This window comes from Undibacterium sp. (genome assembly GCF_030683615.1).
In the GTDB taxonomy this organism is placed as follows: domain Bacteria; phylum Pseudomonadota; class Gammaproteobacteria; order Burkholderiales; family Burkholderiaceae_D; genus Undibacterium; species Undibacterium umbellatum.
In genome coordinates, this window is record NZ_JAUXQE010000011.1 from 71,401 (window position 1) to 84,943 (window position 13,543).

Annotated in this window: 10 protein-coding genes; 6 read left to right on the forward strand and 4 right to left on the reverse strand. The window is 48.6% G+C overall.

From position 1 onward, the window contains the following. Positions 1–377 precede the first annotated feature (377 nt). A complete protein-coding gene (locus tag Q8K39_RS07120) occupies positions 378–1,700 on the reverse strand; it encodes an MFS transporter (protein ID WP_305259005.1) in 1,323 nt (440 codons plus the stop codon). Positions 1,701–2,590: 890 nt separating this feature from the next. On the opposite strand from Q8K39_RS07120, the gene Q8K39_RS07125 reads away from it, so the two are divergent. Both Q8K39_RS07125 and Q8K39_RS07130 read left to right on the forward strand, forming a co-directional pair. Then, entirely contained in the window at positions 2,591–3,928 is a 1,338-nt protein-coding gene (locus tag Q8K39_RS07125; protein ID WP_305259007.1) for a GH1 family beta-glucosidase, read from the forward strand. Between the two features lie 98 nt (positions 3,929–4,026). Further along, positions 4,027–4,770, forward strand: coding sequence for a DUF6882 domain-containing protein (locus tag Q8K39_RS07130; protein ID WP_305259009.1), 744 nt, complete (start codon positions 4,027–4,029; stop codon positions 4,768–4,770). Positions 4,771–4,827: 57 nt separating this feature from the next. On the opposite strand, the gene Q8K39_RS07135 is transcribed toward Q8K39_RS07130, so the two are convergent. Further along, positions 4,828–5,304, reverse strand: a complete 477-nt coding sequence (locus tag Q8K39_RS07135) for a cache domain-containing protein (protein ID WP_305259011.1) — start codon at positions 5,302–5,304, stop codon at positions 4,828–4,830. A 213-nt stretch (positions 5,305–5,517) separates the two neighbouring features. Beyond that, positions 5,518–7,947: a TonB-dependent receptor gene (locus Q8K39_RS07140; protein ID WP_305259012.1), complete on the reverse strand. Its 2,430-nt coding sequence runs from the start codon at positions 7,945–7,947 to the stop codon at positions 5,518–5,520. Between the two features lie 396 nt (positions 7,948–8,343). Between Q8K39_RS07140 and Q8K39_RS07145 the strand changes: the two genes are divergently transcribed. Beyond that, positions 8,344–9,924: a tryptophan halogenase family protein gene (locus Q8K39_RS07145; RefSeq protein ID WP_305259013.1), complete on the forward strand. Its 1,581-nt coding sequence runs from the start codon at positions 8,344–8,346 to the stop codon at positions 9,922–9,924. A 144-nt stretch (positions 9,925–10,068) separates the two neighbouring features. Further along, positions 10,069–11,091: a LacI family DNA-binding transcriptional regulator gene (locus tag Q8K39_RS07150; RefSeq protein WP_305259015.1), complete on the forward strand. Its 1,023-nt coding sequence runs from the start codon at positions 10,069–10,071 to the stop codon at positions 11,089–11,091. A 119-nt stretch (positions 11,092–11,210) separates the two neighbouring features. Here Q8K39_RS07150 and Q8K39_RS07155 read toward each other — a convergent pair whose 3' ends face one another. Further along, on the reverse strand, positions 11,211–12,161 hold the full coding sequence (locus Q8K39_RS07155; RefSeq protein WP_305259017.1) for a phospholipase A: 951 nt from the start codon (positions 12,159–12,161) through the stop codon (positions 11,211–11,213). A gap of 382 nt (positions 12,162–12,543) precedes the next feature. On the opposite strand from Q8K39_RS07155, the gene Q8K39_RS07160 reads away from it, so the two are divergent. Together Q8K39_RS07160 and Q8K39_RS07165 are read left to right on the forward strand one after the other, a co-directional pair. Continuing rightward, on the forward strand, positions 12,544–12,948 hold the full coding sequence (locus Q8K39_RS07160; protein ID WP_305259019.1) for a DUF2946 domain-containing protein: 405 nt from the start codon (positions 12,544–12,546) through the stop codon (positions 12,946–12,948). A 263-nt stretch (positions 12,949–13,211) separates the two neighbouring features. Then, entirely contained in the window at positions 13,212–13,424 is a 213-nt protein-coding gene (locus Q8K39_RS07165; RefSeq protein WP_186952263.1) for a hypothetical protein, read from the forward strand. The last annotated feature ends 119 nt before the right edge of the window (positions 13,425–13,543 follow it).

Below are 13,543 nucleotides of genomic sequence, written 5' to 3' on the forward strand. Positions count from 1 at the left end.
CAGTACAAAAAATGGGAAGGCCCGAAACTCGCTGCGCTCAGACAGCGGTCCTTCTTAATCCATTTTCTGCACAGCACAAACGGCGTCGACACATGGGAACTGCAGAAAGCCAAAAGCCAAAAGCCAAAAGCAACGACAAGATCAAAAGCAACGACAACTCGGTAGCTATATAAATTGCTCGTTACAGATTGACTAATTTCATCGGAATAAAACTACCCAATACATTTATTGAAAAACCGATTCACAGTATCCACAGCCCGCAAAAATAAATGCCGCTCGAGGCGGCATTGAAAGTGGGGGGACTTGTTACGTTAAAGCGTGAACGGTTGGGACGAGCCGCCTTTATTTTATTGTGTGCTGCTGATTCAGCTTTCTGTTTATCCTTCTTTTTGATGAAAGGGTGCAAACCAGCATACCGCAAATGAGGGGATGGTGGCCAGCATGACGAAGATGAAATAATTTGTATACCCCAGCAATTGCTGCAGGTGGCCACTGATGACGCCGGTAACCATCATGCACAGACCCATAAGGCCGGTTCCAAAGGCGTAGTGTGTTGTCGTGTATTTGCCGGGCGCGAGTTGCTGCATCAGGTAAATCATGAAGCCGACTGAGCCAAAGCCAAAGAAGAATTTTTCGATGGCAACGCCAGCGGTGATCAGCCACAGGCTTTCAGGCTGGAAGATGCTCATCACCAAAAAGCTGGCATTCGGGATGTTCACGGCACAGCAGAGTATGAACAAGGTAGGCTGCAAACCACGCTTGGCGACAAACCATCCACCGAGCAAGGAACCAAGCAGGACTGCGATCAGGCCGTATGTACCATAGGTCAGACCCAGCATTTCATTGGATAGACCCAGGCCACCTTTGCTGATGGGATCGACCATGAAGAAGGGGCCGATTTTTTCAAGGAAACCTATGCTGAGACGGAACAGAAAGGCAAAAGCGATCATCAGCCAGACATCAGGTTTCTGGAAGAAAGTAGTAAAAGAATCGCGCAAGATGAATAAGGCATCATTCACATTCGCAGGAGTGTTTTCCGCTTTCGCGCCATCAGGCATGGTGCGTAAATGCCAGGCCGTCATGAGGGCGATGATACCTGCCACGATCAGGAAAATCACGCGCCAGGCATCCATCCAGTCGGCACCGAACACCTTGGGGTCATGATGAAAGACGTCGGTATGCAATTTGCCACTCAAATAGACCAGGCCACCAGCCGCAACAATGGGACCTATATTCCAGCTAAGACTCTGGATGCCACAATACAGCGACTGTGTCTTGCTATCGAGCGAGGTGACATACACGCCATCAGCAGCGATATCCATCGTTGCACCAAGGAATGAAATAACGCAGAACAGACTCATCAGTATCAGCATGTAGTTCGGCAAGGACATGACCAGGGCGACACCGACAAAACCGACGGCAATGATCAACTGCGTGCAAATGACAAAGAATTTCTTGGTCTTGTACATTTCCACAAAAGAAGCGAACAAGGGTTTGATGGTGTAAGCGAGGATAAGGTAACTCGCATATTCAGCGGCCTTGCCGTTATCCATGCCCATGTTCTTGAACATGATGGCGCTGACGTTGGTCAGCATCATATAAGCCAATGCCATCGTAAAGTAAGTCGTTGGCACCCAGAACAGAGGGGATTTCCTGGCCCGGTTTGCTGATGGGTTGGCGATTTCTGTTTCGGTAATCATGGGCTGCACGCTTCTTTTCAAGTGGGCGGCACGCCTGCATGTCTTCATTATTGCATCGCTCCAATTGTTGCGTTGCATAGCTTATGACGCTTATTTGCAGGTCTGCTTATTCCAGCTCATCTTTGTAGATATGCTGACCAAGTTTTTCTCGCAAAAGAGCTGCGCAGGCTGTCTCGTTAATTGTTTTATTTGAGTTTTAATTTGAATCAGTATTCATTGTTATGAAAACCTTTTCAAGCGCAGAATAGCATGAAAATAAAAAAGCGGAACACTTCATTAACAAAAAAATTTATGGGCATGTGGAGGATTTACGCAATGCTAGAGCATTTGAAGCCGGGAAAACAGCCGTGCTTGCTGGGAGAATTCTCCAGGAGTAAAGCCTTAGATGTTGAGTCGAAATCATGTTGCAAACGAGGTAAAGTCAGGGCCTGGCTTGAACTAGATGATGCAATTGAATGAAACTGATTTCAGAATGAACTGTGAAGCAATATTGAAAATAACATTTGTGAGAAGCTTTGATTTTTCACGAAAGTCCAGAATCTCCCATTGCAAAAAGAAGTAAATTGAAAGTCGAAGACGTTGACAGCTTAAATGTGCGGTGATAAATTCCGGGTTGTGAAAACGATTTCAAAATGTAGGGTAAAAAACGCTTGATGTGATTTTTCCAGTGATCAGGCCCGAATTTGGATTTGGCGACTGACAAATGACCTGGTAGCGAATTTTCGCCCAAAATTGAAAACGATTTCAATGTGCACGCGTGTTTCATTGAATATGCTCAACTGAGCGTTGTACTGGATGTCGTAAAAGGAGTGATAGCCAGCCTTTGACAATGAAGCGTCGCGATATATAAGAAACATGAATGTTTACAGCGAACCTATCCACACTAGACCATGACAAATCCATCAGCGATGCCCGTGTTTCCACCTGCCTTTACCTGGGGCGTTGCCACCAGTGCTTATCAGATAGAAGGGGCGGCAGATGTCGATGGCCGCGGGCCATCGATCTGGGATACCTTTACCCATACCCCTGGCACCATCATTGATGGCAGCACTGGTGACGTTGCTTGCGATCATTACCATCGCTATGCAGAGGACGTGGGCATTATTGCTGGTCTGGGACTGAAGGCATACCGTTTTTCAGTATCCTGGTCACGTGTGCAGCCTCTGGGTTATGGTGACTGGAATGAGCAAGGCTTTGAGTTTTATTCCTGTTTGCTGGATAAACTAGAGGAGCACGGCATAGCTGCCCATCTGACTTTATATCACTGGGATTTGCCTCAGGGCTTGCAGGATCTGGGTGGCTGGTTGAATCGCGAGACCTGTTTGCGCTTTGCCGAATATGCAGCAGAAGTAGCGCGTCGCTTTGGTCATCGCCTGGCCAGTATCGCCACCCATAATGAACCATGGTGCACCGCCAATCTTGGTTATGGTAATGCCCAGTTTGCGCCGGGTGTGGCTGACACTGCTCTGGCGATACAGGTGTCGCATCATCTTCTGCTCTCGCACGGTATGGCCCTGCAAGCCATGCGAGCGATCAATTGCCCGGCTAAACTGGGCATAGTTCTGAATCAATGGCCCGCCATGCCAGCGACTGAGTCGCAGGCAGATATAGCCCAGGCCGAGTGGGAATATGCGCGTTCAGTGCAATGGTTCATGGACCCACTATTTATAGGCACTTATCCGCAAAAAGCGCTGGACCGCATGGATCTGAGCAAATTTCATGTGCATGCAGAAGATATGGATGTGATTCGCCAGCCTCTGGATTTTCTCGGTGTGAATTACTATTTCCGTGCTTTCGTCAGTACCGATAATCCACCCAGGCAGCCAGAAGCTTTGTTGGGTTTTAGCGATATGGGATGGGAAATTTATCCTGCAGGCATGACTGATTTGTTATTGAAGCTGCACGCCGAATATCCCTCATTACCACCAATTTACATTACTGAAAATGGGATGGCTGTTGCCGACATTCTGGAAGATGGCAAAGTCCATGATGAGCATCGTATCCAGTATTTGCAACTGCACTTGCAAGCGATGCATGATGCAATAGCCGGGGGCGTCGATGTGCAAGGCTATTTTTACTGGAGCCTGCTGGATAATTTTGAATGGAACTCAGGCTATGCCAAACGCTTTGGCCTGGTTTATCTGGATTATGCGACGCAGCAGCGCAGCTTGAAAGACAGTGCGTATTGGTATAGGGATTTTGTCAGGGCGCAGTTACTCAGAGAGTGACTATCAAAGCCGTCATACCAAAGTCTGGGCCTGTAAAGAGAGCATAGCCAAAATTGCATAATCCTGCTAACTTTTAGCCTTTGAACAGAAATGGCTGAATGAGCATGGATGAAGAGTTTGACGAGCTGACTTGTGCGCAGCATGGCAAGGTACATACAACTTATGTATGTGAGCATTTGATCTCAGATCCTGTACAGAAATGGCATTCGGATTATCCAGATGCTGAGAATCACTGGCCCGATGCCTGGTGTGAGGTTTGCAATGCACATTATCAGGCCGAGGGGGAATGGAATGAGCACAATGAAGACCTGGTGCCTATCAAATTGCTCTGTCATGTCTGTTATGAAGAGATGCGTTCAGCCAGCCTTGCACGCATAACAGGTGCCGACTACGATGCCTGGGATAATTTTGTTGATGCCTGCTTTAAGGAATTGCAAGATAAGTCAGGGTTGCTGAATCAGGAATTCTCCCTGGGTTCTCATCAACGCTATGACTGGGACCAGGAAACGGGTGAGCTGGTATTTTCCAATGATGGCGTGCCTGCTGTGATTGCCAAGATAGATTTCATCGGTTCCTATTCATCGAAGACAAATACCTGGCTTTGGAGCTGGGCCAATTTTCATTTACTGGAAGGTATGCGTATACGTGTAGCTGCGGTACGTGATTATGGGGAGTCGCACGACTATCCCTGGCTGACTACATCGAAATGGGAGGCAGAAGAAGGTGATGCCTGGGATATGGCTGCAGTTGCTGCTCATGTGCTACAGGCCAAAGGTGTTTATCGCAGCCCACGCGAGGGTGGTGCCGGCTTTTTACTGATACGCGAAATTTCAAGAGCATAGGAACTGGCTTGCTTTTCGCTGAGGCGCATTGCTGGCTGCGCCTCAGCGAATTGCATCCTATTTGTAGATGCCACAACCTATCAAGACATCGCCTACACGTTCAATATAGGTCGATTTGGGTTCCATCATCTTGGTGCCAGGGTTAGGCCATTTATAGTCTACCCAGCCGTTCCCGGCTTTGCTGTTGGCAACATCCAGGAAACTTTTCACAATGGGTATGCCATCGGCGTCTTTTAATTCAAGTAAATTTTTACCTATCATCTTGGTATTCGCACCATGGGCGCGGTTAATGCCGTCGCCATTGGTGTTGTAGACAAATACGTATAAATCCTTGACGACAAATTGCCCGGTGGGATTATTGAATTCGGCATAGGCTTTGTCCTTGCCATTTTCTTTCAAGTAGGCGGCGGCTCTTTTCACCAATGCAATCGCTTCATCGGCGCTGCCTTTGTCTGCGGCGAAAGAGACTTGACTCAGGGCCAACATGGAAAACCCGGCAACTGCAAGCATGGATTTGATAAATATTCTTCGCATCTCGATCTCCTGTTATTAAAAAGTACATGGCAAGGGAAGTCTTTTGGTGCTTGACCAGAATTCATTCTAATGTTGAATTTACATAATGCAATGTTTGTAATATGCATATATGTTAAACAATGCTAAAACGCTGTTTTCAAACTGACAAACAAAAAAGCCCGGACCATTCGCATGGTCAGGGCTCGTTACAGATTTATGTAATGCGGTCAGATTCTAGAAATCAACCCCAACATTGACGCCAAAAGTACGTGGTGGCAAATACTGGGCTTGCCAGGGACCATTGGCATTCATGGCGCTGGTTTTGACTTTGTTATCACCAACATTGCGGACAAAGAAGTCTGCATACCAGGCAGTTTTTCCGGCAGATTGATAGCGCATACCAAGATCTGCGCGGGCATAGGCTTCCTGCTTGTCCCCATCTCCGTAATTGAAGACACTTAACCATGTATCTGTCTCATAATGCAGACTGATACGCGGAGTCAAGCTGCCTTGATTCAGATGGAAAGTATGCTGATACAAGACCTGAGCCGAGAACTTGGGTGTATGAGGCATGGTATTGCCGGATACATCCAGGCAATTGCTGATACCAGGGACTTTGCAAGCTGGGAGTGCATAGTCGTTCGAGCCGCCGATCAGGTTGCCCAGCGTTGCCTTGGCGATGGAAACTGTCAGTTGCAGTTTGTCATCCTTGCTGAGTTTTGCTGCCAGTTCGGATTCAAAACCATAAATCGTTGCGCCATCTGCATTCGAGGTTTGCAGGCCACGGGTGCCGTCTGGCGCAGTGACTGGTGCGCTGAACTGGAAGTCCTTGAACTTGCCGTAGTACAGGGCGTTATTCCACCTGACAGCGCCGCCCATCAAAGTGCTCTTGGAACCGAGCTCAAAGTTGGTCAGGGTTTCTGGGCCGTAGGTTTTACCGCCATCTTGCAAGCCGCCAGATTTGTAGCCAGTGGAGATGCTCCCGTAGACCATATTGTCTTTGTCGATGTCATGCGAGATGCGTAGCAAGCCTGTCACCTTGTTGCCACTATAGCTGCCATCATTGAAAGAATACGGCGCGAAGTTGGAATTGGCAGAGGCTGGATTGACGTTCGGTGTAATAGCCGCCTGGCTCAGCTCAGGCTTGCCAGAGAAGCCGTAGCCGCGACCATCGACATTCGTGCGTTTGTCCTGAGTGTAACGCAGGCCGCCAGTGATATGCGTGTCATTGCTGACATTCCAGGTTGCCTGACCAAACGCAGCTGCTGTTTCCACTGTTTCTTTAGGCTGGATGAAAGAACCTTGCCAGCCTACCGTGCCCTGGTATGTACCGTTCAGAATAGGGATGTCGAAACGGATATCATTGGTTTCAGAACCATAGTACAACCCGAGTTGCCAATCCACGTCACGCGTGCTTGTGGATTGCAGTTCTACTTCATGACTGAAGTTTTTATAGTTGGAAGAAACAGTATTATTTGCCTGCATGCTGCCACCAGAGGTAAAGCTGGTAGGTACATTGGCACCACCATCCTGGTCAAAGCGGGAAGAGCCACTGAACTTGGAATAGCCACCGATGTAAGTCAGTTGCATGTTCTTGTCGATGGCATATTCTATGCGGCCACGGATGGCATCGCTATTGCGCTCAGTGAAGGGTGCTGTGTCTATCAAGGCTGACCAGTGGCTTTGTCCAGCGCGAGGTGCTTGCAGCAGGTTCATTGATGGCGTGCCTCGGTCTATGAATTTCTCATAAGACAGATCGATCTTGGTGGCGGCGTTTGGTTTCCATAACATGCTGATACGGGCAGCGGTCTGGTCTTGCGCACCATATTTGGGGCCGTCCTGCACAAATAGGGCATAGTTGATAGGCTGGAAGGGGACTACTGTGCCGCCGTTCTTGAGGTAAGTGGCAAACGCAGCTTTCTGGCTATCGATGGACAGCATGCCTGGCGCCTGATAATCGACATAGCCATCATGTTTCTCATGCGCATAGGCAAAGCGTAGCGCCATTTCATTGCTGACCGGGATGTTGAATGCGCCACGGGTACCAAAGCGCTTGTAGCTGCCCAGGCCACCTTCTACCGAGCCAGAACTATCACCGATTTTTGGCTTGGCGGTTTGCATGTTGACTGCACCAACTGTGGCATTACGCCCCCACAAAGTACCTTGTGGCCCGCGCAATACTTCTATGCCCTCCAGATCAAACAGCAGAGATGTTGCGCCTTCAGGGCGGGGTGCGTAGATGCCGTCGATGAACAGCGCAACCTCGGGATCGGCATACTCGGTTTTCGCGCTGTCGTTACCGATACCACGCATGGTCATGGTGATGACGCCGTGATCACCCTGGCCGGTAGCCTGGAATCCAGGCACCAGATTGACCACGTCCTGTATGTTTTGTACATGGGCGTCTTCCAGTGCTGCGGCATTGATAGAGGTGATTGCTATCGGGGTCTTTTGCAATGAAGTGGCTCGCTTCGTGCCGGTGACGATAACTTCAGAAATGGTCGTGCTTTCGCTATTTGCCTTGGTTTGGCTGGCGGTGCTTGGTGCTGGAGTTGGCGCTTGGGTTTGTGCGTGGGCAGCACCCATGCTGGTGATCAGGGTAATGATCGCCAGTTGTATGGGGGTGATCGCGACTTTACCAGTCGCAAGATTGCGGATTTTCATATGTCTCCTGTTACAGGTTGGATTGGTTTTTTTGCTCTGATTAAACCATGACGTTTTTATGAAAACGTTTTCTTATATGTGTTTCATTGATTTTTCTTGAAACCGATTTCATAATACATAAATTCTGATTTCCATGTCAAACATAAAATGATAACGTTTTCAGAATGTTGTAATATAAATGAAACTACAACAAAAAAGTGTCAAAGCGGTGACGCCCAGATTTGCCGGCAGCTTGAAATTTTTGCTGACAAATCAAGTCGCTTCGGTAGGGAGTGTAGGGATGAATTTTGCGCTATCAGACCAGTGAGGATGCGGCAGGTAGTCATTCCCAGGACACATCCTGAATGCCACACTATGTATGCCTTGACTGTAGTGAAACCAGAGGAGCTTGCTCAAATGAAAGCTGTAAAAAGTGTTTTGATCGTAGGTGGGGGAACAGCTGGCTGGCTCACGGCATGTTTCATGGCCAGGCATTTGTCATCCTCCAAATCGGGGGAGGGCATACAGATACGCCTGGTAGAGTCAAAAGACATAGGCATTATCGGAGTTGGTGAGGGCAGTTTTCCCTCCATACGCGGTACTCTGGCAGCGATAGGCATAGATGAGGCGCGTTTCATCAAAGAATGCCATGCTACGTTCAAGCAGGGAATACGCTTTGATCACTGGGTTCGGCCAGCAGGTAGTTCAGGAACGGATCATTACTTTCATCCCTTCAGTCATCCCAGTCAGCGTGGGCCAGAGTTATTGCCCTACTGGCTGAAGGGGCTGGCTGCGCGCAATGGTCAGCAGCCAGCCTTTGCAGAGGCTGTGACCATGCAAAAATGCATAGCAGATGCTTCGCGTGGCCCCAAAAGATTTGCCGATAAGGACTTTTTGGGACCAATGAATTATGCCTATCATTTTGACGCTGGTCGCCTGGCAGCATTGTTGTCAGAGCATGGGCAATCACTTGGTGTACAGCGGATACTGGGAACGGTAGAGCATGTAGAAATAGACGGACAAGGTGCGATTTCCGCCGTGCACACACAAGATGGCCAAGTGCTGGCAGCAGACTTGTTCATAGACTGCACTGGTTTTAGTGCACAACTGATAGGCAAAACGCTGGGATCTACATTCAAATCCTTGAATGATGTTCTGTTTGTTGACCGCGCCCTGGCCTTGCAAGTGCCTTATGCAAAGCCTGATACGCCAATCCCTTCTTATACCATTTCCAGTGCGCAGGAAGCGGGCTGGATCTGGAACATCGGCTTGCAGCAAAGACGGGGGATAGGTTATGTGTTTTCCAGTCGTCATACGGACGAAAAGAGGGCGGAACAAGTCTTGCGTCAATACATAGGTCCGGCTGCTGACGGAATGACTCCCAGGTTGTTGAAGCTCAACGTAGGTTACCGTGAAACCCAATGGGTCAAGAACTGTGTGGCCATAGGACTATCAGGCGGTTTCATTGAGCCGCTGGAATCATCCGGCATAGGATTGATAGAAACAGCAGCGTATTTGCTGACCTACCTGTTTCCTTTTAACGGTGAGTTTGATGCGGTGGCAACCCAATTTAATCAACACATGAAAGCGCGGTATGAGCGCATTGTTGATTTTGTCAAAATGCACTTCAGCCTGAGCCAAAGAACTGATTCTGCATTCTGGCGTGACAACAGGGATGCAGCCTCTATACCTGAGAGCCTGCAAGAAAAGCTGAGGATGTGGAGCTGCCGCCCGCCACATCGCATGGACTTTATTGCCGACCTAGAAATGTATCCGCCATCAAGCTGGCAATTCGTTTTGTATGGAATGGAATTCCAGACCGATATGGCGAATAATAAATTTCTATATCCGCAAGAGCGGGAGGCTGTTCAGGAATTTCAGATGATTGCCCAGATGGCCCAGCGCGCGCTGGCTGATTTGCCTGACCATAGAAAACTGGTGGAACACCTGTGCAAGGCGGCGTCTCCAATACCCTCTGCGCTGTCAAGACGGGCTTGATCGCCATTCCATACTATGACCTCTGGCAGACAGTGGAAAACCAAAGCGCACATACAAAAATCCATGATATGCTCATTGTGAAAAGCTTTTCACTAAATTGTGAATACTGAGTATTAATAATTACCCAGCTTGGGAAGGCATTGTGTGGTTGACAGAACGAAAAGAAAAAACGAGCCAGTCACTTTATTAGATGTTGCGCGTGAAGCAGGGGTGTCACCCAGCACGGTATCGCGCATACTGAATGGCACGGCCAAGGTCTCGGATGACAAACGCAAGGCAGTGGAAACCGCCATTGCAGAAATGAAGTTTGAGCCTAATCAGTTGGCGCAAGGCCTGAAAAGTGGCCGCTCCATGACGATAGGCATCGTGGTGCAGGATATCGCCAGCCCCTTCTTTGATGAAACCCTGCATGGCGTGGACGATGGCCTGAAAGGGACCGGTTATGCTTCGGTCATCGTCAGCGGGCACTGGAATGCTGAAGAAGAGGCGGCGCGCATCAAGCTGTTGCTGGCGCGCAAAGTGGATGGCATTATCCTCTTGTCGGGTCGTATCGCTGACAAGAAAGTGCTGGAATTTGCTCTTGATAAACCTATAGTCGCTACAGGCCGCAGCTTGCATAGCAAGACGGCAGTTGGCTTTAAACTTGATAATGTCCACGGTGCTTACCTGGCAACCCGGCATTTGATAGAACTGGGTCACAGGCGCATCGCCTTTGTCACCGGGCCAGCAAATAATACTGATGCTGCTGAACGGCAAGAGGGTTATCAAAAAGCATTGCACGAAGCCAATATCCCATTTGAGAAAAGCTTGGTAGCTGAAGGAAATTTCCATGAAGCCAGTGGCTTGCTGGCAATTAACCGCTTGCTGGAAACCCAGCAACAATTCAGCGCGGTGTTTGCCGCCAACGATCTTTCTGCCTATGGGGTCAGGCTGGGCCTGTACCGTAAGGGTATACGCGTGCCCGAAGATATCTCCCTGATAGGTTTCGATGACTTGCCCAGCTCTTTATATACAACGCCACCCCTTACTACTATCCATCAGCCCTTGTATGACATGGGTCTGCTTGCGACCAAGACCTTGCTGGGCCTGATAGCGGGTAACGAAGTCGATACGACTTTGCCTGGTCTGGAACTGATTGCTAGGGAAACTACCAGACGGATGCGTTAAGGAAGTTGTGCTGGGCATGTCTTTGCGCCTGTAACACATATAAAAGATATGCCAGCATGCCTGCTCATCTGTAAATAATGTACAGCCATGCAGGCACAATTAGACCGCCATCAAAGCAATCAAAAATCAACCATGAATCCCGCACCTATTGATTTTTGCGAATGATTATAGTCAATCAGGCTCTGGCCATATCCCGAGAATATTTGGAAATAGGCCTTTAAATTGGTAGTAATAGGCATCGCGAGGCTGGCCTGCAATGCACCATGGCCGGTATTGAAATTGCGGCGTGCAGTCAGGGAAAATTCGCGGCCGCCTTTTTCGCGATATGTGGCATGTATGTCGCCATGCCCCATGTAATCAATGATATCGATATTGTCGTTATCTGACCTGGCGTTATCTAGACGACGCCAGACTCTTGTGCCGAGTGAGAAATTGCCGTGTTCAACACCCAGCTCAGCATAGATGCGGTTCCAGCTGCGTGATAAGGCCGAGGTCTGACCATTAGACTGATGTACCAGGCCAAAATTAAGGTATCGGATATTGAGATCACCTATGCCTTTATTGATCGGGATCATTGCCATGACTTCTGGCTGGTAATTGGTCTCGCGGAAAGGGCTGGATGCACTGCGGTTATATGCCTGCCAAAAACTTTGCTGGGTGTAGGCCACCCACACATCAACAGGCGAGCTACCCACTTCTTCAGCCAGTTTCATTTTCATGCTCAGTTGATAAGTCAATTCCACATGCTTGGATTTGACGCCGGCAGGCGTGAATTTCTTGAACGGCTCGTCGTTCGAAGCATTGCTATAATTTGCCAACAGCAGATAATTATCATGATGAGGCCGAAACACGAATTTGCCGCGCTTGGATGCTACATCGAGTTCCCAGCGTTGCACCATGCGCGACATTTCGGGTGCGGTTTCTGTCGGCTGTTCAGGCGCCACGGTCTCTTGGAGAGCTTCTGCCTTGGCAATTGGCTTTTCAGCCTCCACTGGGGTAGGAGCCTTGGCTAAAGCATCAAAGCAACTGAGACGGACACTTGCATCGCCCAGCACGGAACAACGCAGCATCTGTTGTTCTATGTCGCTAGCCTGTGCCTGGCTAAATAACGCAGGCGAAAGTATGAAGAGAGGTAATATTATTTTTTTGAGGTGGGCGGGCATAAGTACTTTAATTGTCAAGATGCGGGTCGGTAGCGCATCGCGTGATTAAGCTAACCAGTCGATGTGTTTGGTTTTTTTGTTGGCAAGGATAAGCGGGCTTCATCAAGTCGTATGTTCGGTAGCGAACATAAGACATCTCTGATTAAGTCCAATTTTTTAAAATTAATTCTCTGAAAATCAATAACTTGCGAATAGCGAACCGGACTTAATAAGAGGTCCCTTAATCAGGGATTCCCTAAATTCAAAACAAAATTTTTCATTAGCGGGCAGTTTGGTTATAATCCGGTCTATGCGAATTTTCCACAGACTCCGACAACTGACCATATGGCTGGCATGTTTTGCCATGCTGTTCAATGGCATTGCTCCGTCTATGGCAAATGCCATGACTCCGTCAAAGGTCAAAGCAGGTTTTATCGAAATTTGCAGTGCCGAAGGTAATAAACTATTCGAAATTGCGACGGGCAAGTTCATCAAGGCGGATCCTGACTCTGAGAATCAGAAATCCAAAAGTGCAAAAGTGCATTGTGCAAATTGCCTGCCGCAAGCTGATCATCACTTCCTGCTTCCATCGAGCCCCCAGGATGTCGCCAGCACGAAATTGAGCGAAGCATTCCCTTCACTCTTCTACCAATCCCCGCAAACACTTTTCTCCTGGGCGAGCGCGCAGCCGCGCGCGCCACCTGCACTTTCCTGATCTTCGCTTGGCTCTCCAGTCACGCTGCGCTGTGGTGCAGGTGAGCTCTATGGCGTTCGGGAAAAAATCACAAAACCAGTTTGCCACGCACCGTCGCATTCAATTGCAAGGCGATTTGCCGCTTGCTTTTCGCCTCGGTGAAATATAAAGGCTGTAAGCAAATTGTATTTTGCATTGCCATTGTGTCGCATCGCGGCGCTTGACCTCGATTAGATCTTAGTACGCTTCATTCAAACCATCATTCCATTCTGAGTGAGGAAAAAATGCAAGTAGAAAAAAGCAAGTTGGTTACAACTTTTGCAATTGTTCGTAGTTTCAACGTGGCAGCGATTTGCGCGCTGGCAATCTGGAACGCCTACGCCTTTTATTTGAACCAGGCTATGCAACAAACTCCAGGCTTGCGGCCGGTCGAGTTGCAACTTGTATCGGTGGCTGCGACTGACACGAGCCAAAGTTATCAACCAGAACAGAAATAGCAAGGCCGTATCTACCTCACTCCAGATGTCTTGAGAATGTCTCATGCAATTTGACCAAGAAAACAAGTACGCCTACGGCGTGAAAAGAAAATGAAGAAAATCAATCAACAGTCCCCATT

Excerpts from the sequence above, each read along its gene's own strand:
- Q8K39_RS07155 (WP_305259017.1), bottom strand. The coding sequence starts at position 12,161 with ATGCTGCGTTGTTCCGTGCTGGGCGATGCAAGTGTCCGTCTCAGTTGC.
- Q8K39_RS07120 (WP_305259005.1), bottom strand. The coding sequence starts at position 1,700 with ATGATTACCGAAACAGAAATCGCCAACCCATCAGCAAACCGGGCCAGG.
- Q8K39_RS07165 (WP_186952263.1), top strand. The coding sequence starts at position 13,212 with ATGCAAGTAGAAAAAAGCAAGTTGGTTACAACTTTTGCAATTGTTCGT.
- Q8K39_RS07125 (WP_305259007.1), top strand. The coding sequence starts at position 2,591 with ATGACAAATCCATCAGCGATGCCCGTGTTTCCACCTGCCTTTACCTGG.
- Q8K39_RS07145 (WP_305259013.1), top strand. The coding sequence starts at position 8,344 with ATGAAAGCTGTAAAAAGTGTTTTGATCGTAGGTGGGGGAACAGCTGGC.
- Q8K39_RS07130 (WP_305259009.1), top strand. The coding sequence starts at position 4,027 with ATGAGCATGGATGAAGAGTTTGACGAGCTGACTTGTGCGCAGCATGGC.
- Q8K39_RS07135 (WP_305259011.1), bottom strand. The coding sequence starts at position 5,304 with ATGCGAAGAATATTTATCAAATCCATGCTTGCAGTTGCCGGGTTTTCC.
- Q8K39_RS07140 (WP_305259012.1), bottom strand. The coding sequence starts at position 7,947 with ATGAAAATCCGCAATCTTGCGACTGGTAAAGTCGCGATCACCCCCATA.
- Q8K39_RS07160 (WP_305259019.1), top strand. The coding sequence starts at position 12,544 with ATGCGAATTTTCCACAGACTCCGACAACTGACCATATGGCTGGCATGT.